Consider the following 20,739-nt stretch of genomic DNA (forward strand, 5'->3'; position numbering starts at 1 on the left):
GCGAAAAGCGGGGCTATCGGGGCCGAAGATCTAATAGCCTTGCTTTCCACAAAATCTCTAAAACGACTTTTTCTATCGGCTTAAAAAGGTGTTTCTCATTTGGGTGTGGCTTTTATTTTAAACTTCCAACCATATCTTCCGGACGAACCCATTCATCAAATTGCTCATTTGTGAGTAAGCCCAATTCTACTGCCGCAGCTTTTAAAGTTTTATTCTCTTTATGCGCTTTCTTAGCAATTTTAGCAGCATTTTCATAACCAACATGCGGGTTTAAAGCGGTAACTAACATTAATGAGTTTTGTAAATGTTTCTCAATTTCTGGTAAGTTAGCAGTAATACCTTCAGCACATTTAACCGTGAAAGAAACGCAAGCATCGCCAATTAAACGAGCTGATTGCAATACATTTGCCGCAATTAATGGTTTAAAAACATTCAGTTCGAAATGACCAGACATGCCGCCGATTGAAACCGCAACATCGTTACCCATAACCTGTGCACAAACCATGGTTAATGCTTCTGGCTGAGTTGGGTTAACTTTTCCCGGCATAATCGAAGAACCTGGTTCGTTATCAGGGATTACGATTTCACCAATGCCACAACGCGGACCAGAACTTAACATACGCACATCATTTGCTACTTTCATCAAGGCAACTGCAGTACGTTTTAAAGCGCCAGAAAGTTCAACCATTGCGTCGTGAGCGGCCAAAGCCTCGAATTTATTTGGTGCCGTTACAAAAGGTAAGCCCGTTAAATCAGCAATTTTTTGTGCCACTAAAACATCGTATCCTTTTGGTGTATTTAAGCCTGTTCCAACTGCCGTTCCGCCTAAAGCCAACTCAGCAACCATAACTAAAGCATTTTTAATCGCTCTGATGCTGTTATCAATTTGTTGTACGTAACCCGAAAATTCTTGTCCTAAAGTTAACGGCGTTGCATCCATAAAATGCGTACGTCCAGTTTTTACAATCGAACTAAACTCTTCAACTTTTGAAGCCAAAGCATTGCGCAATTTCTCCAAACCAGGAATGGTATTTTCTACTGTTAATTTGTATGCTGCAATGTGCATTGCAGTTGGGTATGTATCGTTAGATGATTGCGATTTATTCACATCATCATTCGGGTGAAGAACTTTTTTATAATCAGCCAAAGCGCCGCCGTTAATAACATGAGCACGATTTGCAATTACTTCGTTTCCGTTCATGTTACTTTGCGTACCCGAACCGGTTTGCCAAATTACCAGCGGAAATTGGTCGTCTAACTTACCTGCAATGATTTCATCACAAGCTTTAGCAATCAGTTCTGCCTTATCTGCAGAAAGTACGCCTAGTTCAGTATTAGCCAATGCAGCCGCTTTTTTCAAATAGCCAAAAGCATGAATAATTTCTTTAGGCATAGAACCTTCTGGTCCGATTTTAAAATTATTGCGTGAGCGTTCGGTTTGTGCACCCCAGTATTTATCGGCAGGCACTTGCACCTCGCCCATGGTATCGTGTTCTATTCTGAAACTCATTATATTTTGATTTTTGTTGTCGCAAATTTAAGTTTTTTGCCTATAAAGCAAGGTATTATCTTCGATATTTACTATGGTATGATTTGAGGTTTTTTTAGATGTGCAAAGTTTTTATTTTGGAAAGGTGCTGAAGTGGTTTTTAGCTTGGGTTCGGTCCCGCTGATTCGCTGCAATCTTTTTGTGATTGTTGTGTTGAGCTTGTAGAAACACTGCTGCAAAAAGTATTTGCGCTGCCATCGGGTTTGTGTGGCTAGAAAACTGCAATTAATAAAACTTGTGTGATGCAAATTTTGGCTAAAGCCATTGGCACTTATTTTAAATTCCGTTGGTTGAAACCAACGGCAGAGATTGATGATATTGCTGTTGTATAAAATAAAAGTTGCTTATCTCAACAATTCTCTGTGAAAATCTCTGTGCCCTCCGTGGTTAATAAACCTTTTTGTACTTTTGCGGCTATGTCAGTTATTAAACCCTCATTAGCAAAAGGTACACGCGATTTTACGCCTGTTGAAATGGTAAAACGCAACTTTATTTACGATACCATTAAAACGGTTTTTAAAAAATACGGTTACGCAGAAATTCAAACACCAAGTTTTGAAAACCTATCAACCTTAACAGGAAAGTATGGTGATGAGGGCGATAAATTGATTTTTAAAATATTAAACAGTGGAGAATATTTAAAAGATGCCAAGAAAAAATCTTTCGATTTCACTCAGGATGATAACAGTAATCAACTTATCCCTTTAATCTCCGAAAAAGCACTCCGTTATGATTTAACAGTTCCCTTTGCTCGTTACGTAGTGATGCACCAGCATGAAATCACTTTACCTTTTAAACGTTTTCAGGTTCAACCGGTTTGGCGAGCAGACAGGCCGCAAAAAGGTCGGTACCGTGAGTTTTACCAGTGCGATGTGGATGTGGTTGGTTCTGAAAGTTTGTTAAATGAGGCTGAATTTATCCTCATTTATAATGAGGCTTTAACTAAATTAGGACTGAAAGATTTCAGCATTAAAATTAATAATAGAAAAATTCTATCAGGCATCGCTGAGATTATAGGTAAACCTGATTTGATAATTGACATGACGGTTGCCATAGATAAACTTGATAAAATTGGTTTGGATGGTGTTAGTAAAGAATTGTTAGAACGTGGTTTTACAGAGGATGATTTGGAGAAACTTCGCCCGGTTATTTTGTTGGATGGAACCAACCAAGAAAAAATAGCAAGTTTAAAACAGGTTTTAGCAAATTCAGAAACTGGTTTAAAAGGCGTTGCTGAAATTGAACAGGTTTTCGATTATGTAGAAAGTTTAATTTCTTATAGCTTGCCATTAACGGCAAAATTAGAGTTGGATATAACTTTAGCACGTGGCTTAAATTATTATACAGGTTGCATTTTCGAAGTTAAAACTAACGAAGTAGCTATGGGCAGCATCGGTGGTGGCGGTCGTTATGATGATTTAACAGGCATGTTCGGCTTGAAGGATTTAACCGGAGTAGGTGTTTCTTTCGGAGCGGATAGAATTTATGATGTGCTAGAAGAATTGAATCTCTTCCCTGCATCGGCAGAAGTTGGAACGAAAGTTTTAATAAGTAATTTTGATGCCGAAGCCGAAAAGTATGCATTGCCGATTTTGCAGCAATTTAGAAGTGCAGGCATTTCAGCAGAACTGTATCCATCATCAGCTAAGCTAAAAAAACAAATGGCGTATGCCGATGCGAAGAATATTCCTTATGTAGTTTTAATAGGTGGTGATGAAATTGCAAGTGGAGAATTAACGCTCAAAGATATGAAAAGCGGTGAACAGAAAAAGCTAGCCGTATTAGGTATTTTGGATTTGCTGAAGTAAGGTTTAACCGCAAAGAGCGCTAAGTTTTCGCAAAGAAACGCAAAGCTGGGATTAGAAATTATGCAACCAACTTTGCGTTTCTTTGCGCTTTTTCCTTGACTTTCTTTGCGGTTAAATCCTATTTCCCAACCCGCAACAAAATCGGGAAATGAACATCCTTTTCAGCATCACTTCCCCATGCCTCTTTCAATTCGGTAAACATATATTCCAAAGGATTTCTGTCGTTGGCTTTTTTGTAGTGTTGCAAGGATGACCAGGTATTTAAATATCCAATCATCTGGTTAAAATTCCAGGTTGTTTTAATTTGAAAGTGTGGCGCAACAATTTCATCGAAAGGAAATGGAATCGTTTTATAGCCTTCTTCAATGTATCTGCGTTCGCTATCCCAATACTTAACAAGAATATCTTCGTAAAGTTTGTGAACAGCTTCATCTACTTTCTTATCAATAAACATCAAGCCATAACCGATTACCGCTAAAACGCCATCAGGCTTTAAAGTTCGTTTTACTTCACTGTAAAAATCATCAAAATTAAACCAATGAATGGCTTGTGCAACGGTTATCAAATCGAAACTTTTATCCGGAACATTTATCTTTTCAGCTGGCGCTACTTCGTATAAAATATTAGGCATTTTTAAAGCCTGATTTAGTTGTTTCTCGCTAATATCTGTGGCATAAACCGATTTGAAATGTTGCGCTAAAACCCTAGCAACTTGTCCATTGCCGGTGGCACAATCCCAGGCCGCATCTTTATTATCGATTAGATTTAATAGATAATCATACAATTCTTGCGGGTAAGTTGGTCGGTAAATGGCGTACTCAGCAGACTGGGTGGAAAAGTTATCTTTCATATTTTTGGCAATTAAACTTTGATACTTTCGCAATGATATTTTCAGTAATCTATCTTGATATTAACTAATTTAGATAAATAAACAATGACTACATAATTGTGTTTAAATTCATATTAGAAATTAATACCAAACTATGCATCCAACTGAAAATGATTTTACGGCAAAGGAAATCGACGACGTCAAGTATCGACTAAAATCTATTTTCGGTGGCTCGGTTGGTAACCTGGTTGAGTGGTACGATTGGTACACCTACTCGGCTTTTGCTTTATATTTTTCACCTGTATTTTTTCCGAATAGCAATCCAACCGCACAGCTTTTAAATACCGCAGGAATATTTGCTGTTGGTTTTTTAATGAGGCCAATTGGTGGTTGGTTATTTGGCAGCATTGCCGATAAAAAGGGAAGGAAAAAATCTATGGCGCTTTCGGTATTCATCATGGCAATTGGTTCCTTAATTATTGGCTTAACACCAGGCTACAAACAAATCGGGATTTTTGCGCCATTACTGTTGGTTTTCGCTAGGCTAATTCAAGGCTTAAGCACGGGTGGCGAATATGGAACTTCGGCAACATATTTAAGTGAAATGGCAACCAAAAAGCATCGAGGCTTTTATTCAAGTTTTCAGTATGTAACTCTAATCGGCGGGCAATTGCTGGCTTTGGGCATACAATTAATTTTACAAAATTGGCTGTTAACACCTTCCGAATTACATGCCTGGGGATGGAGAATTCCCTTTTTTATTGGTGCCATTCTATCGTTCATAGCTTTATATTTAAGAAGACATATCGATGAAACTTCGGCATTTAAGAGGAATAAAGAAGATAAAAAAGGTGGAATTGCTGTATTGATGAAATACCCTAAAGAGGTTTTTACTGTTGTTGGTTTAACCTTGGGTGGTACAATTGCCTTTTACACCTTCAGCACGTATATGCAAAAATTTCTGGTAAACACTGTTCATTTAAGTAAAGAAACCTCTACAACATTATCATTTGTTTCGCTTTTGGTTTTCGCCATTATGCAGCCCTTGTTTGGGTTATTATCTGATAAAATCGGTCGCAAGCCGCTGTTAATTGGCTTTGGTGTTTTAGGAACTTTATGTACCGTGCCGATTTTAACTGGTTTAGCAAATGAAACCAATACGACAATAATTTTTTTATTGATGATTGCTGCGTTGATTATTGTAAGTGGCTACACCAGTATAAATGCAGTTGTTAAAGCAGAACTATTTCCTGCCGAAATTAGGGCTTTAGGTGTGGGACTGCCTTACGCTTTAACTGTTGCCATTTTCGGTGGAACGGCAGAATATCTTGCCCTTTGGTTTAAAAATATAGGTCACGAAAATTATTTTTACTGGTACGTTACTGGCTGTATTTTAATTTCGCTGATTTTATATACCACAATGAAGGATACAAAACATCACTCGAAAATAGAAGACTAGACCAGGATTAAATTGATTATAGGATTTTAAAGATTATTGTAGTGAAGATAAAGCGCTAAAATATCTGCGTTAAAAGTATTATCAAAATCCAATTCCGTGATTTCTGTATTTCCGTAGCAAAAAAATCTGTGTTACTCCGTGTAAATCTGTGGTTAAAGATAATCCCAAATCAATTCATCAAAAAATCCAATTCCGTGATTTTCATGTTTCTGTGGCAAAAAAAATCCGTGTTTATCCGTGTAAATCTTTGGTTAAAAATAATCCCACGTTAATTCATCAAAATCCAATTCCGTGATTTCTGTATTTCCGTAGCAAAAAAATCATTGTAAATCTGTGATTAAAACAACTCTTTAAAAACCTACTTTAAGATTTCTGTGTTTCCGTGTCAAAAGATATTTTTTCTATATTTACCATTATGCTCAATCAAGCCCCTTTAGCCGAAAGAATGCGTCCTCAAAATCTTGATGAATATGTAGGACAAAAGCATTTGGTTGGCATTGGTGCGGTTTTGCGCAAAGGCATTGAAAGCAGTCAGCTACCATCGATGATTTTTTGGGGACCGCCCGGAGTGGGGAAAACAACTTTGGCTTATATCATTTCTCAAACATTAGACAGGCCATTTTTTAACCTTAGTGCCATTAACAGTGGCGTAAAAGATATTCGCGAAGTAATTGATAAAGCAGCGGCTTTGAAAGATAGCTTTTTAGGTTTGCCCATTTTATTTATTGATGAAATTCACCGTTTCAGCAAATCACAGCAAGATAGCCTGCTTGGCGCAGTCGAGCGAGGTTTGGTTACGCTAATTGGTGCAACAACCGAAAACCCTTCCTTCGAGGTCATTTCCGCTTTGCTTTCTCGTTGCCAGGTTTACATTTTAAAATCTTTAACCGAGGAGGAATTGGCTGGTTTGCTGCAAACAGCTGTAAAAAAAGATGTTCTCTTATCTCAAAAGAAAATTACCATAAAAGAACATGAGGCTTTAATTCGATTGAGTGGTGGCGACGCCAGAAAACTTTTAAATGTGTTGGAAATTGCTATCAATGGGATAGGCGGAGATAGCATCGTACTAGCCAACGAAAATGTTTTAGCACATGCCCAACAAAACTTAGCGCTTTACGATAAGGCCGGAGAACAACATTACGACATCATTTCTGCATTTATAAAATCCATCCGCGGTAGCGACCCAAATGCTGCGGTGTATTGGTTGGCCAGAATGATTGAAGGCGGTGAAGACCCTTTGTTTATTGCCCGCAGGTTATTGATTCTTTCATCTGAAGATATTGGAAATGCCAATCCGAACGCCTTGCTGTTGGCTAATAATTGTTTTACGGCAGTTAATGTTATTGGCTACCCGGAGGCAAGAATTATTTTATCGCAATGCGTAACCTATTTAGCAAGTTCGCCAAAAAGTAATGCATCTTACGAGGCCATTATCCAGGCACAAGCTTTGGTTAAGCAAACGGGTAATTTACCTGTTCCGTTGCACATTCGTAATGCCCCAACTAAATTGATGAAGAATATTGGTTATGGTAAAGATTACAAATATTCGCATGGTTATGAGGGCAATTTTGAAGCGCAAGAATATTTCCCGGATGAATTAAGCGGCACTAAACTTTACGACCCGGGGAAAAATCCGGCTGAGGAAAAGTTGAGAGAAAAACTTAGGCAAAACTGGAAAGAAAAATACAAGTATTGATGTAACATTTTAATAAAAACAAACACTAACTAAAAGAACTAAATCAAAACTATTTATGCTGAAAACTTTTTTAAGCCATCAATCGAAATCCTTTTGGCGATCGCGAAACAAAGGCAGTAGCATTGCCACCCAAATTATTTTAGGTTTTTTTATGCTTTACTTCCTGGCGCTAGCGGTTGGAGCAGGTTTTAGTATGCCTTATTTATTGCCTAAAATTTTCGCTAACCAAGATGTAATTACCAGTTTTAACGGACTCATTCTATATTACTTTGCATTTGATTTTATTATGCGTTTACAACTGCAAGAGTTGCCAACCTTAAGCATAATTCCTTATCTACATTTAAAAATAAAACGCAGTCAAATAATTTCCTTCTTGAATGTAAAATCTTTGTTTTCTGCATTTAACGTATGGCCGTTCTTTTTGTTTTTGCCATTTATTTTTATGCGTATTGCGCCCGCTTATGGTGCATTTGCAACTGTAATGTACATTGTTTCCATATTTTCTATTGCAATTTTTAATAACTATTTAGTATTATACATTAAAAGAAAAACCATTAGTAATGTACTTTATACCGCTGTTGGCTTAATAATTATCGCTGGCTTCGCGGCTTTGGAATATTACAAAGTTATCTCTATAATGGCTGCTTCCGATTTTGTTTTTAAAGCGATTGCCTTACACCCATACATTGGATTTGCTTTTGCGATTGCAGCTTTTTTAATCTTTAAAATCAATTCAGATTTCCTTAGAAAGAATCTCTACACAGAAGAATTAAGCAGCAAGCAAGAGAAAAAAGTAAGTACCGATTATGCTTTTTTAAACCGTTTTGGAAAAGTTGGCGAACTTGCAGCGTTAGAGCTAAAATTAATTTTACGCCATAAACGTTCGCGTTCATCAGTAATACTGGGTTTCTTCTTTTTGCTTTATGGATTTCTATTTTACAAAACGCCAGCTATTGATGGTGATAAATTCGGACAAATGATGTTCGGTGCTATTTTTATGACGGGAGTTTCCATCATCATTTATGGGCAGTTTATGTTTGCCTGGCAGAGTGCACATTTTGATGGTTTGCTAAGTGCCAAAATCAATTTTAAAGATTTTATCAAAGCAAAATTTTTGCTGTTTACCATCGCATCAAGCATAATTACATTGCTGGCAAGTTTTTATGGATTTCTAAGCCCGAAGTTGCTATTGCTTCAATTGGCCGCATATTTATACAACATAGGTTTCGGCACTGTAATCGTTCTTTATCTGGCCACACTTAATAAAAAACGATTGGATATTACTAAGGCTGCCAGTTTTAACTATCAAGGTACGAGCGCAACCCAGTTTTTATTGATGTTTCCATATGCACTAACACCAATATTGCTTTATGTACCTTTTGGGATGATGAATATGCCATACTGGGGATTAATTGTAGTTGCTGTATTTGGTTTAATTATGCTTTTGATGAGAGGTTTCTGGGTAAACTTGATTACTGCAAAATTTGAAAAACAACGTTATAAAATAGCCGAAGGCTTTAGAGAATAATTATGATTTTAGAAATTAAAAATTTGAAAAAGGTTTATGGCGATAAAACCGTTGTAAACATAGAACATGTACAAATTGAACAGGGTGAAACCATAGGTTTAGTTGGTAACAATGGAGCAGGAAAAACCACTTTTTTCCGTATGCTTTTAGATTTAATTCGCCCTACAGAAGGTGAAGTATTATCAAAAGGTGAAAATGTTATGCTAAAAGATGATTGGAAAAATTACACTGCATCATTTTTAGATGAAGGTTTTCTTATCGACTATTTAACACCTGAAGAATATTTTATTTTTATTGGGAGTTTGCATGATTTGAGCGTAGCTGATGTTTCTGCTTATTTAACTCAGTATTCTGAATTTTTTAATAGTGAGATTTTAAACAGCGGAAAGTACATTCGTGATTTTAGCAAAGGAAACCAGAATAAGGTTGGTATTGCCGCGGCATTAATGCAGAAACCCGAAATCTTAATTTTAGATGAGCCTTTTGCTAACCTCGACCCAACAACTCAAATCAGGTTGAAGAAGCTTTTAAAAGAACATCCTGGTAATATGACAACCTTTATTTCCAGTCACGATTTAAACCATGTTACCGATGTATGCAACAGAATTATTCTGGTTGAGAAAGGCAAAGTAATTAAGGATTTTAAAACCGATGAAAACACGCTTAAAGAATTAGAAAGCTATTTTTCGGCTTAGTGCTTTGTACTAATAATAATACATTAAAAGCGCCTTGATTCGTCAGGCGCTTTTTTTTGTTTTCTTAATATTCCTTTAAGCTCTGTAATCGGTTGATAAAATTAAAATATTGAAGTAATAATTTTTGGCATTGTGTTTGAATACAGACACGCAGGAAATTAAACCTTAATTATTATGAGTATTTCAAAAGTAAGAGTAGCAACATTAAGTATAGGATTAGCGGTAGGGTCTATTGCATTTCAAAGCTGTGATAGTTTAACAAAAACACAAAAAGGTGCAGGTATTGGTGCTGCTGCAGGTGGTGTAATTGGTGCATTAATCGGTAAAAAAGCAGGTAACACAGCTGTTGGTGCTTTAATTGGTGGTGCTGTTGGTGGTACAGCTGGAGCGTTTATCGGTCGTAGAATGGATAGACAAGCTGCAGAAATTCAAAAAGCAATTCCAAATGCAGAAGTTATCCGTGAAGGTGAAGGTATTATTGTAAAATTTGATAGCGGTATTTTATTCGACTTCGATAAAACTGCATTAAAAGATGCTGCTAAAACAAATGTACAAAGTTTAGCTGCTTCATTAAATCAGTATCCTGATACAGATATTAAAATTATTGGACATACAGATAGCCGCGGTACTGAACAATATAATATGGGTTTATCTGAAAGAAGAGCAGCAGCCGTTAAAGCGTATGCAGTTTCTCAAGGTGTTCCATCATCAAGATTGGTAACAATTGGTAAAGGTTTTGCTGAGCCAATTGCTGATAACGAAACTGAAACTGGTCGTGCTGCAAACCGTCGTGTAGAGATTGTTATTGTAGCTAACGATGCATTAAAAAGCACTGCGCAAAAACAAGGATAGTTTTTAGCACATTCCCTCTCAGAGGTCTATATATATTCAACCCCGATTCAAAAAATCGGGGTTTTTTAATTATTTTTTTTTCTTCATTGCGAGGCACGAAGCAATCTCTTTAACAAAAAGAATTTTATTTATAGTAATTATAATTTGTAGCCTGTTTAAGAATAAATATCTTCGAAATAGCTTACCACCAAAGATTTCATTAGCAATTCTTGTTCTAGCATAGTATAAGGTGGTATAGCTTTAACCAATTTCCAATGTGGCCAACCATCTTGGTCTAATCCTTCCAATTCGTAAAAGCCCATTTCGCTCAATAACCTGCAGGTTGCGATATGCATCAGTTCTTCTTTTTGGCGTTTACTGTATTTCTTGGGTCCTTTACCTAATTCTTGTACTCCAATCAGAAATAACATTACTTTTAAATCAGGAAAATCCGAATCAAATTCTTGCGAAATTTTCTCTTGCAGCGCTTTCCATTTGCTATTAATCTCCGACGGTTTCATGTTTGCAAAGATAGTGTAAAAAGGTTTCAGCATATACTAAAAGGTTTGGTGTTTCTACAATATGCTAACATCAATATTGTATTTTTGGTTACATTTATAATCTATGGATTCAACCTCAAATAAAATTATCTCCGCTGGTTTATTGGCTTATGGCATGTCGGGAAAAGTTTTTCACGCCCCATTTTTGCATGCACACAATGGTTTCAACTTAAAAGCAGTGGCAGAACGCAGTAAAAAAAATGCACTAAATGATTACCCAGAAATAATAAGTTACAATAGTGTTGATGAGCTTTTAAACGATACAGAAATCGAATTGGTAGTTGTTAATACTCCAAATAATCTTCATTACGAACATGCTAAAGCTGCATTAGAAAAAGGAAAACATATCCTTGTAGAAAAGCCCTTTACGGCAACAGCTAAACAGGCAAAAGAATTGTTCGATTTAGCAGATAGTGTTGGTAAGCAAATTTTCTTCTATCAAAATCGCCGTTGGGATAGTGATTTTGCTTCGGTAAAAAAAGTTTTGGCAAGTGGAAAATTAGGTAAATTGAATGAGATGCATTTACGTTACGATAGATACAGAAAAGTAATTGGTCCGAAAGCTTTTAAAGAACAGGCGGTTGAAGCAAGTGGATTGCTATACGATTTAGGTCCGCATTTATTGGATCAGGTGATTAGCGTTTTTGGAAAACCTTTAAGTTATCATAAAATTTTAGGGAAGAATAGGAAGGATACCGCGGTTGATGATTACTTCTCCATTCAGCTTAACTATGCAGATAGCGTGAATGTGTTTGTAACATCGAGTATGTTGGTGGTAAATCCACAAGCAGCTTTTGTGCTGCATGGTGTTAATGGCAGTTTTATAAAACAGAGAGCAGATAGTCAGGAAGAACAGTTGCTTGCAGGAATGAAATTGACTGATGAAGGTTATGGAATTGAACCTAAAGGCAAAGATGGATTGTTAACCACAATTGATAATGAGGGTTTGAAAACGGAAGAAGTTGTACCATCAGAAAAGGGTAGTTATTTACCACTTTTTGATGCTGTTTATCTCTCGCTAACATCAAATGCACCATACCCCGTAACACGTGAGGATGTATTGATTCAATTAGAAATTTTAGAAAGTAAATAACAAATAAAATAATACCAATTCGAGTAACCATTCATGAGTTCATTACCTTTTGCCTACCTAATCCCTATATTTTTACTAGCGCTTTATTTTATCTTAAGGAAAAAGAAGCCTGCTATTGAGCCTTTAACAGAAACAGATAAACAAATTTTAAACGATTATGTAGGTTTCTATCAGCATTTAGATTCGACCGATAAGTTGAGATTTGAACAAAAAGTTGCAGCATTTTTTAGCACAGTGAAAATTGAAGGCATTGAATTAGAAATGACAACCTTTGATGAGTTATTAATAGCTTCGAGTGCTGTTATACCAATTTTTGGATTTAAAGATTGGCAATATAAAAACCTCACAAGCGTTTTGCTTTATCCCGATACATTTAACAGCGATTTTCAATTTGAAGGAGGCGAAAGAAACATTATGGGTATGGTTGGAAGTGGTTACATGAACGGACAAATGATTTTATCTCGTTCTGCATTACGACAGGGTTTTTCTAAAAGCGCAGGAAAAGAAAATACCGCTATCCATGAATTTGTACATCTTTTGGATAAATCTGACGGTGCTACAGATGGAGTTCCGGAAAACCTGATGAGCCACGAATATACCTTACCGTGGATAAAAATGATGCATGAAGAAATGAAGCGGATTGAAGATAACAAATCTGACATTAATCCTTACGCAATTACAAATGAGGCAGAGTTTTTTGCGGTGGTATCAGAATATTTTTTCGAAAAGCCTGAATTATTAAAAGATAAACACCCCGATTTATATCATCAATTAAGTAAAATATTTGCACAACAACCTGCAGGATAATTAATCAATCTTTAAAAAATGAAAAACATCAAAATAATCATATCGGTAGCATTTTGTTTAATTTCTTTAAACATTTTTGCCCAGCAAACTTATTTGCTAAAGCAAAATTATCCAATAGGGAAAAAGTACAGTTATGCTTTTAACTCCGACCAAATCATTAGCCAGAAAGTAGATGGAAAAGAATTGAATTACATTCAAAATGTTGGTACAGATTACACTTTTGATATTTCGGAAGCAAAGGCTGGCGATAAAAATATAAAGGTGATTTACAAACGATTGAATATTAAATCGGTTGGCGCTGGAAACGAAATGATTTTAGATTCTGATAAAGAAGAGGTAGGGAAACCAAATCCATTTGCAGGTTTAAGAAATGCAACATTTAATATGGTAATGGCACCAAACGGTGGAGTAAAATCAATATCGGGGATTGATAAAATGGTGGATAGTATGGCTGCTAAAATGACCACTGATACTGCGCAATTGAAACAAATTAAGACTTCCCTCACTAAACAGTTTAATGCTGAGGTTATCAAACAATCGATGGAATCTTCTTTAAAAATTTTCCCAGATAAAGCAGTAAAAATTGGTGAAAGTTGGGTTGTGAATACCAAAGTTGTAATTACCATGCCTATCGAATCGGCAATGACTTATACACTTAAAGAAGTAAAAAACGGTGTTGCAACGCTCGCAATTAAAGGTACACTTATTTCAAAAGGAGCATTTGAAAGTTTAGGCAGCAAAATGGAAACCGATTTAAAGGGTATGAATATCGGCGATGCACAGATAGATTTAAAAACAGGTATGGTATTAAATACACATACCCGTTTAGAATTATATGGTAAAATGAAAGTTGCCGAACAATCTGTAGATTTTAATTTAGAGGGAATAAATAAAGTTGTAGGAAAAGAAATAAATTAGTTATAAACTGCCTGTTAGCGCTACTAAAAATTCTGTTACAATTTCTACATGAGGTATATGTCCGCATGCTTCAAATTCAACTATTTTTGAGCCGGGTATTTTAAGAGCTGTATTTTTTCCTAAAAACCTGTATAAACCATGAATGGCCTGTTGATCAGCCGAAAGTAAACCTTTTCCAACAATCGTCTTATCTTCTTTGCCGATAAAAAGAATGGTTGGAACTTTTAAATCTTTAAATTCATCTACAACTGGTTGTTCATAAATCATGTTATAGGTTAGTGCAGCAACTTTAGCATATCGTGGGAAATCGGCACTAAAGGTTACCCCAGCGGCAACGTTTACTAAACTCTCATAATCAGGTTTCCAAACTGTAAAATAAGAGCTTTTGTAATATTGGCGAATGCTTTCTGCGGTATTTTTGAGTTCTCGCTGATACTGCTCCTCAACAGTAGAAACCGGCACAAAAGTTTTGTAATCTTCTAAGCCGATTGGGTTTTCTAATAACAATTTATCCATCCGTTCTGGGAACATTAGTGCAAATCGTGTTGCCAACATGCCGCCCATGCTATGTCCTAAAATTGAAGTTTTTTGAATGCCTAAAGTATCCAGCAACTTTTTATTCCATTGAGCCAATTGCTTAAAACTATAGTTAATAATCGGTTTAGATGAACGCCCGAATCCAATCTGGTCTGGGACCAAAACTCGGTAACCATTCCCCGCTAAAGCTCTTATTACGTGGCTCCAATAATAGCCACCAAAGTTTTTGCCGTGGAATAGCATAACCGTTCTTCCATTTGGAGCAATAGTTGGAGGTACATCCATATAAGCCATTCTAACATCCTGACCTTCAATATTGATTGGTAAAAACTTTATTGGGTACGGATATTTTACGTTCTCAAGAGTGATGGATAACGTATCAATTTTTTGCGCCTGCACAGCTGTAAACGAAAATAACGAAAGGGCAAATAGAATTAAAAATCTCTTCATTTAAAAATATTTTAGTAACCTGGCGAAATTAATAATAATTAATTCGATTTGGTTGAAGAGAATAGTTTAAAAACCATGCCTGAAATTTTAGCTCAAGCGTAGTGGGTTATTTAAAATTAATTAATAGGAATATATCGAATGCATCGTACCTCACTAAAACTGAATGGCGGTCGTTATTGCGAGGTACGAAGCAATCTTAAAAGCAATGTTTTAAAAGCAATTGTTGATAAAGAATTTATACGTTTAACTTTTCGTTAGCACAAACCGCAGAATAATGTTATTAAAACATTGTTTTTAAAACAGCAGCCGACATATTTACAGTTGTAGAATCGGATAAGCTTCCTGATGATTTGGTAACATGGATGTTTTCTAATTTCAAATCCGTTTTACCTTTAGTGCTGATAAATAGATTATCTATTTTATATTTGGTTTTATCAGGTTCTGCACCACTAATTTCGATGTTCGAATTTCCAGAGGCATTAATTGATAATGATTTAAAGGATGAGAATTCGGTACTGAAATTCGTATTGTTAAGATTCATAAAGACATTTCCAGCATTTGCATTGTTGATTGAGAAGCTCTTAATATTATTTCCAGAAACGTTCAATTTGTCAAATTTAGAATCGTCGGCAACTGTAAGTGAGCCTAAAGATGTTGCATCTATTGTTAAAGAATCTAAATTAATTCCTAATCCAATACCATGACCGTTGCTACCACTAAATTTATTAAGCGAAGGCGCATACACAACTATCGAAGCATATTCCTTGGTATTATTTTTTTGTTGGTTAATTTGAAATTGTAATACACCATTTTTATCAACTGTGTAGCTTAGCATACTTTTAAGATGATCAGGAATTTTTATTCCCGATGCTGTATCCTTTAGTAGCAGAACATTTATGAAAAATCCTTTGGCATCGCTGATATTAACAGATGTAAATTTCTTTGATAATGGGATACTAACATAGCCTTCTGATGATGTGGCAAAGTGTTCGATATTCTTGCTTGCAATATCCTGCTCTTTATCTGATTTATAATTTATTTTCACATTCACCGCAATCACAATTATTGGGATTAATATCAGCGAAATGGCAAGCGATATCAATAATTTATTACTTGTTTTCATGTTTTTAAGCGTTAAAATTTTCTTTAACAAATGTTTTATATTTAGCTTCAAGTTCATCAAAGCCAATGTTTAATAAATAGATGTTTCTAAATACTACAGGTAGTTCATCATCTATAAATTGAATTTTTCGGTAGTTTTTTACGTGTTCAATAGCACTTTCATCCACAAAAAAACCGATACCTCTTTTGTTGTTTATGATGTTTTTGTTTTGTAGCAGTTCGTAAGTGCGCATTACTGTATTCGGATTAACTTCCATATCTACCGCAAGCTCTCTTACTGATGGCACTTTCTCGTCGGCTTTCCATTTTCCTAACAAAATATGTTCGCAAACATAATCTGCTATTTGTAGGTATATTGCCTTGTTATCTCTAAATTCCATATCTATACCAATTAAAAATTAAACCTCTTTTTCTTTAAGACGGATGTGAGCTATCGTCCAAAAAATTAGTGTTAAGCCAGATGTTACCAAGAGGATCAAAAGAAATATTAATTCTTCATCGTTGTGTGCACCTCTATGTCTAATATTAACCATATTTTTCGTTAAAATTCCTCCTGCTTTATAGATTGCATAGAATGCAATTCCCGAAAATATCATTACTGAAATGGCTGTTTTGATGTAATGAAATCTATTAAAATATATCGAGCCAAGTAGAAAAATGCTTGTAATTAAGAAAGGGATGGCAAAGAAGTATTCTAAATATCCACGATAATTTTTATCATTAAACATTTGGTAAGTAATACTTTGGGCTTCGGCAACTTTTGGATTGGTAATCCTGAAGGCATCAATATTGGAATTTAGATATTTTACAAAGCTCAAATCTACCAAGTAAAATATAACTAAGTAGCCCGTTAGGCTTACTATTGCTGTGTAAAATATTCCTGATAGTAACTTTTCAGTAATGGATGCAGGTGTCATCAACTCCAAAATAGCTCTTGATTTTTGTCCGAGAATACTAAAGTAACCACTAGCTACTGTGCTAGTAAATAAAAAACCTAGAATTAAAAATATGCCATAGCGAAAACGCAAATCAAGGTTGCCCTCGTAATCAAAATTGCCAGTTCTTTTTTCAATGCTTGGAATATAATAGCTATAAAACCCAATTAAAACGCCTGCAACCACCAAAAGACTTATCAAGTAAATTTTTCCAAAATCTAACCATTGTCTTTTAAGCAGTAAGCCAAACCTGTTTATGTTAAATGTGTTGTTCATCGCTTAGTTAAATAAAGGTTTAAATTTGATTTTTTCTGCAAGTATCGCATTGAATAGAAGTTCCATGTCCAGCTTGCTATCTTCGTTATGATAGTTTGGCATCACTGCATTGTAACCCGACAAAGAAGGTTCGGCATAAATAATGCTTTCATCCAATTCTTTTACTTTTTTAAAGGTTAATTTATTGGTAATATCTTCAACCGATGCCTTTAAAGCAACATCATTTTCATCAAGCATAATTACAGTATCAATTAAATTATCTAAATCTCGAACCTGATGGGTGGATATGATAATGCAACGTTCATCCGTTAATGCCGAAGCCATAATTTTTCTAAACTGGGCTTTCGATGGAATATCCAAACCATTTGTAGGCTCATCCATAATAACTAATTTTGCCTCAGTAGCTAAACCAAATGCAATAATAAACTTCTTCTTTTGCCCATAACTCATATTAATAAGTTTATTATCTGCCGGTATGTCAAACTCTTTTAAAAGCTCAAAGAAATAGCTGTGATTAAATTTTTTATAAAATGGCGCATTGGCTTTTACGTACGAATCTATCTTAACTGATGGTAAATAAAATTCTTCAGGTATAAAGCAAATCTGCTCTAATAGTGCTGGCTGGCGCTTTGCAGGGTTAAATCCCATAACTTCTAGCGCTCCGCTTTGAGCGTAAACCAAGCCTGCCAGGTTTTTTAACAGGCTAGATTTACCAGCACCATTTTTTCCAAGCAAACCGTAAATATGACCATTGCTTAATTGCATGCTCATATTTTTAAATAATGGTTTATGCTTGCTGTAACCAAAATTTAGATTGTTAATTTTAATCATATCTACTGTATTAGTTAAATAATACACTAAAGTATAATCTATTTTAATATGTTCCAAATAATTTCCGATTTATTTTCATTTCACCTCTATTTTATAAGCATTATGTAAAATATAAGTTTAATGGTTACAGTGGTAAAACATCCTTTACATCGAGATTGTATTATAGTATGTTAACACATTTTTATGGATAAAAATTGGGCATATTTGTTAAGCCGATTGGCAATTGGCTTAAGTTTTTTTGGACATGGGTTGGTTCGATTACCTAAGCTGGAAGGTTTTAGTAATTGGATGATGGGACAATTTTCGAAGTCGTTATTGCCAGATTTTTTGGTTCTGCCTTTTAGTTACGCTTTGCCAATCTTAGAATTCGCTGCTGGATTATTGATTTTGATAGGCTTGTTTACAAAGCAAGGTTTATTGCTTGCGGGTGTAGTTTCTTTAGCATTAATTTTTGGTACAACAATGATAGAAAACTGGGAAGCATTACCATCACAACTTATTCATGTCGCATTTTTATCCTTATTGTTGGCATACTTGCCGCATAATAGTTTTGCGGTTGATAAACTTTTAAAAAAATAGTTATGGAATACAGAAAAATTGGAAATTCAGATTTAGAACTTTCGGCAATTACTTTCGGCGCTTGGGCAGCAGGCGGTTGGATGTGGGGAAGTACCGATAGAAACGATGCGATAAAAGCGATTCAAGCTGGCTTTGATTTAGGTGTAACTTCTATTGATACTGCACCAATATACGGTCAGGGTGATAGCGAGGAAATTGTTGGTGATGCAATTAAAGGCATATCAAGAGATAAAATACAACTTGTTACTAAGTTTGGTATGCGTTGGGATTTAGCCAAAGGCGAATTGGCAATGAAATCGAAAAATAACGATGGTGATGATATTGACGTGTATAAATATGCAGGTAAGGAAAGTGTTATTTACGAATGCGAACAATCGTTAAAACGTTTAGGCACCGATTATATCGATCTATATCAAATACACTGGCCGGATGTAACTACACCAATTAGCGAAACATTTGAAGCGGTGAGTAGATTAATTGAACAAGGAAAGGTTCGTTATGCTGGTGTTTGTAATTATAACGCAGCGCAATTAAAAGAAGCTGGTGAAACTTTAGAAATCGTTTCTAATCAAATTCCTTTTAGTATGGTTAATCGTGGTGTAGAAAATGAAACTGTGCCTTATTGTATAGAAAATAATAAATCTATTTTGGCGTACAGCCCAATGGAAAGAGGGTTGCTAACAGGAAAAATGACTACCGATTATAAGTTTGAAGAAGGTGATCATCGTCAGGGAAACAAGTTCTTCACCCCAGAAAGTATAGAAAAAACAAATGCATTTTTGGCAAAAATTAAACCTTTGGCTGATGAGAAAAATGCAACTTTATCTCAATTGGTTTTAAGGTGGACAATCGAGCGCCCAGGAATTACAATAGCTTTAGTTGGAGCAAGAAATGAAAAGCAAGCTGTTCAAAATGCTGAAGCTATTAATGTTAAATTGAGTAGTGAGGAAATCCAGTTTATCAACTCAGAATTAGAAAACGCTGGTTTTTAAATTAATTAACCGCAAAGAACTCAAAGGCAAAATTTTTATTTTCTTTGCATCAAACTTTGCGTTCTTCGCGGTAAATCAAAATCGAATATGTCTAAATTATTTTCTCCTTTAAAATTAAAGGATATTACTTTAAAAAATAGAATTGTAATTTCACCAATGTGCCAGTATTCAGCAATTGATGGCTTTGCCAACGATTGGCATTTGGTGCATTTAGGAAGCAGGGCAGTTGGTGGTGCCGGCTTAATTATTCAGGAAGCTACTGCTGTTGTGCCAGAAGGCAGAATAACACATGCAGATTTAGGGATTTGGAAAGATGAGCAGGTAGAAAAACTTAAGCAAATTGTTTCTTTTATTCATGATAATGGTTCAATAGCCGGAATCCAACTAGCACATGCTGGAAGAAAAGCAAGTTGCGACTTACCATGGCAAGGTGGCGAACAACTCGCAGAAGGTGAAAATAGCTGGTTACCTGTTGGTCCTTCTTCAATACCATTCAAAGCGGGGCAAGTTACTCCTCATGAGTTGAGTATCAAAGAAATCCAGGATATTGTGTTTGCATTTAGGGCTGCAGCAAAAAGAGCTTTAGATGCAGGCTATAAAGTTGTTGAAATTCATGCTGCACATGGCTATCTATTGCATCAGTTTTTTAGTCCTTTAAGTAATAAGCGCACAGATGTTTATGGCGGAAGCTTTGAAAACAGAATTCGCTTTACGATAGATATTGTAGAAGCAGTTCAATCTGTTTGGCCTGAAAATTTGCCTTTGTTTGTCCGCATTTCTGCAACCGATTGGACAGAAGGCGGATGGAATGAAGAGGATTCTGTTCAACTTGCAGCGGTACTGAAAGATAAAGGTGTTGATTTAATTGATGCATCATCGGGAGGAAATGTTCCGGATGCTAAAATCCCAGCTGGACCAAATTATCAAGTTCCTTTTGCCGATAAAATTAGAAATGAAGTTGGCATTTACACAGGCGCCGTTGGTGTAATTGTTGATGCCCATCAGGCAGAAGAAATTTTGCAAAATGATAAAGCCGATTTAATTTTCATTGCTCGGGAATCATTACGTGATGCATATTTTCCTACACACGCCGCACAAATTTTAGGCGATGATGTAGAATGGCCAAATCAATATGTGAGGGCAAAAAGAGAGACATTCAAAAAATAGCATACCGAATTGATTGCGCAAGTAATTAATTCAATATGCTTGTTAATTTAGCCACAGTTTACAGATCAACATTAATC

The 20,739-nt window shown here is 35.6% G+C and carries 20 protein-coding genes; 12 read left to right on the top strand and 8 right to left on the bottom strand.

What is annotated here, in order from left to right; all coding sequences use genetic code 11:
* Positions 1-112: 112 nt before the first annotated feature.
* Positions 113-1,510 (bottom strand): class II fumarate hydratase, encoded by a 1,398-nt coding sequence (fumC, locus tag ACFOWA_RS12540; protein ID WP_378985625.1) that lies wholly within the window; start codon positions 1,508-1,510, stop codon positions 113-115.
* 455 nt (positions 1,511-1,965) lie between these two features.
* On the opposite strand from fumC, the gene hisS reads away from it, so the two are divergent.
* The gene (hisS, locus tag ACFOWA_RS12545; protein WP_378985627.1) at positions 1,966-3,357 is read left to right on the top strand and encodes a histidine--tRNA ligase; all 1,392 of its coding nucleotides are present in this window, start codon (positions 1,966-1,968) and stop codon (positions 3,355-3,357) included.
* 118 nt (positions 3,358-3,475) lie between these two features.
* On the opposite strand, the gene ACFOWA_RS12550 is transcribed toward hisS, so the two are convergent.
* Positions 3,476-4,207: a class I SAM-dependent methyltransferase gene (locus tag ACFOWA_RS12550; protein WP_378985629.1), complete on the bottom strand. Its 732-nt coding sequence runs from the start codon at positions 4,205-4,207 to the stop codon at positions 3,476-3,478.
* 133 nt (positions 4,208-4,340) lie between these two features.
* On the opposite strand from ACFOWA_RS12550, the gene ACFOWA_RS12555 reads away from it, so the two are divergent.
* The 5 genes from ACFOWA_RS12555 to ACFOWA_RS12575 all read left to right on the top strand — a co-directional run bounded on the left by ACFOWA_RS12555 (position 4,341) and on the right by ACFOWA_RS12575 (position 10,416).
* Entirely contained in the window at positions 4,341-5,645 is a 1,305-nt protein-coding gene (locus ACFOWA_RS12555) for an MFS transporter (protein WP_378985631.1), read from the top strand.
* A gap of 415 nt (positions 5,646-6,060) precedes the next feature.
* Positions 6,061-7,341 (top strand): replication-associated recombination protein A, encoded by a 1,281-nt coding sequence (locus tag ACFOWA_RS12560; protein WP_378985633.1) that lies wholly within the window; start codon positions 6,061-6,063, stop codon positions 7,339-7,341.
* A 55-nt stretch (positions 7,342-7,396) separates the two neighbouring features.
* Positions 7,397-8,869, top strand: coding sequence for a DUF5687 family protein (locus ACFOWA_RS12565; RefSeq protein ID WP_378985635.1), 1,473 nt, complete (start codon positions 7,397-7,399; stop codon positions 8,867-8,869).
* Positions 8,870-8,871: 2 nt separating this feature from the next.
* Positions 8,872-9,564: an ABC transporter ATP-binding protein gene (locus tag ACFOWA_RS12570; RefSeq protein WP_378985637.1), complete on the top strand. Its 693-nt coding sequence runs from the start codon at positions 8,872-8,874 to the stop codon at positions 9,562-9,564.
* A gap of 174 nt (positions 9,565-9,738) precedes the next feature.
* On the top strand, positions 9,739-10,416 hold the full coding sequence (locus ACFOWA_RS12575; protein WP_378985639.1) for an OmpA family protein: 678 nt from the start codon (positions 9,739-9,741) through the stop codon (positions 10,414-10,416).
* Positions 10,417-10,571: 155 nt separating this feature from the next.
* Here ACFOWA_RS12575 and ACFOWA_RS12580 read toward each other — a convergent pair whose 3' ends face one another.
* Complete coding sequence (locus ACFOWA_RS12580) at positions 10,572-10,916, bottom strand: hypothetical protein (protein WP_378986156.1); 345 nt, start codon at positions 10,914-10,916, stop codon at positions 10,572-10,574.
* A 103-nt stretch (positions 10,917-11,019) separates the two neighbouring features.
* Here ACFOWA_RS12580 and ACFOWA_RS12585 point away from each other — a divergent pair, with 103 nt between their 5' ends.
* The 3 genes from ACFOWA_RS12585 to ACFOWA_RS12595 are packed head-to-tail and all read left to right on the top strand — an operon-like array spanning position 11,020 to position 13,773.
* The gene (locus ACFOWA_RS12585; RefSeq protein ID WP_378985641.1) at positions 11,020-12,048 is read left to right on the top strand and encodes a Gfo/Idh/MocA family oxidoreductase; all 1,029 of its coding nucleotides are present in this window, start codon (positions 11,020-11,022) and stop codon (positions 12,046-12,048) included.
* Between the two features lie 33 nt (positions 12,049-12,081).
* A complete protein-coding gene (locus tag ACFOWA_RS12590; RefSeq protein WP_378985643.1) occupies positions 12,082-12,855 on the top strand; it encodes a M90 family metallopeptidase in 774 nt (257 codons plus the stop codon).
* 18 nt (positions 12,856-12,873) lie between these two features.
* Entirely contained in the window at positions 12,874-13,773 is a 900-nt protein-coding gene (locus ACFOWA_RS12595) for a DUF6263 family protein (protein ID WP_378985645.1), read from the top strand.
* On the opposite strand, the gene ACFOWA_RS12600 is transcribed toward ACFOWA_RS12595, so the two are convergent.
* The 5 genes from ACFOWA_RS12600 to ACFOWA_RS12620 form a co-directional block, all read right to left on the bottom strand.
* Positions 13,774-14,760, bottom strand: a complete 987-nt coding sequence (locus ACFOWA_RS12600; RefSeq protein ID WP_378985647.1) for an alpha/beta fold hydrolase — start codon at positions 14,758-14,760, stop codon at positions 13,774-13,776. It abuts the gene before it with no gap.
* Positions 14,761-15,040: 280 nt separating this feature from the next.
* Positions 15,041-15,883: a hypothetical protein gene (locus ACFOWA_RS12605; RefSeq protein WP_378985649.1), complete on the bottom strand. Its 843-nt coding sequence runs from the start codon at positions 15,881-15,883 to the stop codon at positions 15,041-15,043.
* Positions 15,884-15,887: 4 nt separating this feature from the next.
* On the bottom strand, positions 15,888-16,262 hold the full coding sequence (locus ACFOWA_RS12610; RefSeq protein ID WP_378985651.1) for a GntR family transcriptional regulator: 375 nt from the start codon (positions 16,260-16,262) through the stop codon (positions 15,888-15,890).
* A gap of 18 nt (positions 16,263-16,280) precedes the next feature.
* A complete protein-coding gene (locus tag ACFOWA_RS12615; protein ID WP_378985653.1) occupies positions 16,281-17,093 on the bottom strand; it encodes a hypothetical protein in 813 nt (270 codons plus the stop codon).
* Between the two features lie 3 nt (positions 17,094-17,096).
* Positions 17,097-17,924 carry an ABC transporter ATP-binding protein gene (locus tag ACFOWA_RS12620; protein ID WP_378985655.1) on the bottom strand — a complete coding sequence of 276 codons (828 nt, stop codon included), beginning with the start codon at positions 17,922-17,924 and terminating at the stop codon, positions 17,097-17,099.
* Positions 17,925-18,107: 183 nt separating this feature from the next.
* Here ACFOWA_RS12620 and ACFOWA_RS12625 point away from each other — a divergent pair, with 183 nt between their 5' ends.
* From ACFOWA_RS12625 to namA, 3 genes are all read left to right on the top strand, one after another.
* On the top strand, positions 18,108-18,503 hold the full coding sequence (locus ACFOWA_RS12625; RefSeq protein ID WP_378985657.1) for a DoxX family protein: 396 nt from the start codon (positions 18,108-18,110) through the stop codon (positions 18,501-18,503).
* A gap of 2 nt (positions 18,504-18,505) precedes the next feature.
* The gene (locus ACFOWA_RS12630) at positions 18,506-19,495 is read left to right on the top strand and encodes an aldo/keto reductase (protein ID WP_378985659.1); all 990 of its coding nucleotides are present in this window, start codon (positions 18,506-18,508) and stop codon (positions 19,493-19,495) included.
* 87 nt (positions 19,496-19,582) lie between these two features.
* Positions 19,583-20,662 (top strand): NADPH dehydrogenase NamA, encoded by a 1,080-nt coding sequence (gene namA, locus ACFOWA_RS12635; protein WP_378985661.1) that lies wholly within the window; start codon positions 19,583-19,585, stop codon positions 20,660-20,662.
* The last annotated feature ends 77 nt before the right edge of the window (positions 20,663-20,739 follow it).

The organism is Pedobacter lithocola, assembly GCF_042650845.1.
Classification (GTDB): domain Bacteria; phylum Bacteroidota; class Bacteroidia; order Sphingobacteriales; family Sphingobacteriaceae; genus Pedobacter; species Pedobacter lithocola.

What these genes read in the sequence shown, in the direction of transcription:
- ACFOWA_RS12625 (WP_378985657.1), top strand. Translation starts at nt 18,108, where the DNA reads ATGGATAAAAATTGGGCATATTTGTTAAGCCGATTGGCAATTGGCTTA.
- ACFOWA_RS12615 (WP_378985653.1), bottom strand. Translation starts at nt 17,093, where the DNA reads ATGAACAACACATTTAACATAAACAGGTTTGGCTTACTGCTTAAAAGA.
- ACFOWA_RS12600 (WP_378985647.1), bottom strand. Translation starts at nt 14,760, where the DNA reads ATGAAGAGATTTTTAATTCTATTTGCCCTTTCGTTATTTTCGTTTACA.
- ACFOWA_RS12585 (WP_378985641.1), top strand. Translation starts at nt 11,020, where the DNA reads ATGGATTCAACCTCAAATAAAATTATCTCCGCTGGTTTATTGGCTTAT.
- ACFOWA_RS12590 (WP_378985643.1), top strand. Translation starts at nt 12,082, where the DNA reads ATGAGTTCATTACCTTTTGCCTACCTAATCCCTATATTTTTACTAGCG.
- fumC (WP_378985625.1), bottom strand. Translation starts at nt 1,510, where the DNA reads ATGAGTTTCAGAATAGAACACGATACCATGGGCGAGGTGCAAGTGCCT.
- ACFOWA_RS12560 (WP_378985633.1), top strand. Translation starts at nt 6,061, where the DNA reads ATGCTCAATCAAGCCCCTTTAGCCGAAAGAATGCGTCCTCAAAATCTT.
- ACFOWA_RS12550 (WP_378985629.1), bottom strand. Translation starts at nt 4,207, where the DNA reads ATGAAAGATAACTTTTCCACCCAGTCTGCTGAGTACGCCATTTACCGA.
- hisS (WP_378985627.1), top strand. Translation starts at nt 1,966, where the DNA reads ATGTCAGTTATTAAACCCTCATTAGCAAAAGGTACACGCGATTTTACG.
- ACFOWA_RS12630 (WP_378985659.1), top strand. Translation starts at nt 18,506, where the DNA reads ATGGAATACAGAAAAATTGGAAATTCAGATTTAGAACTTTCGGCAATT.
- ACFOWA_RS12580 (WP_378986156.1), bottom strand. Translation starts at nt 10,916, where the DNA reads ATGAAACCGTCGGAGATTAATAGCAAATGGAAAGCGCTGCAAGAGAAA.
- ACFOWA_RS12575 (WP_378985639.1), top strand. Translation starts at nt 9,739, where the DNA reads ATGAGTATTTCAAAAGTAAGAGTAGCAACATTAAGTATAGGATTAGCG.
- ACFOWA_RS12555 (WP_378985631.1), top strand. Translation starts at nt 4,341, where the DNA reads ATGCATCCAACTGAAAATGATTTTACGGCAAAGGAAATCGACGACGTC.
- ACFOWA_RS12570 (WP_378985637.1), top strand. Translation starts at nt 8,872, where the DNA reads ATGATTTTAGAAATTAAAAATTTGAAAAAGGTTTATGGCGATAAAACC.
- ACFOWA_RS12565 (WP_378985635.1), top strand. Translation starts at nt 7,397, where the DNA reads ATGCTGAAAACTTTTTTAAGCCATCAATCGAAATCCTTTTGGCGATCG.
- namA (WP_378985661.1), top strand. Translation starts at nt 19,583, where the DNA reads ATGTCTAAATTATTTTCTCCTTTAAAATTAAAGGATATTACTTTAAAA.
- ACFOWA_RS12605 (WP_378985649.1), bottom strand. Translation starts at nt 15,883, where the DNA reads ATGAAAACAAGTAATAAATTATTGATATCGCTTGCCATTTCGCTGATA.
- ACFOWA_RS12595 (WP_378985645.1), top strand. Translation starts at nt 12,874, where the DNA reads ATGAAAAACATCAAAATAATCATATCGGTAGCATTTTGTTTAATTTCT.
- ACFOWA_RS12620 (WP_378985655.1), bottom strand. Translation starts at nt 17,924, where the DNA reads ATGATTAAAATTAACAATCTAAATTTTGGTTACAGCAAGCATAAACCA.
- ACFOWA_RS12610 (WP_378985651.1), bottom strand. Translation starts at nt 16,262, where the DNA reads ATGGAATTTAGAGATAACAAGGCAATATACCTACAAATAGCAGATTAT.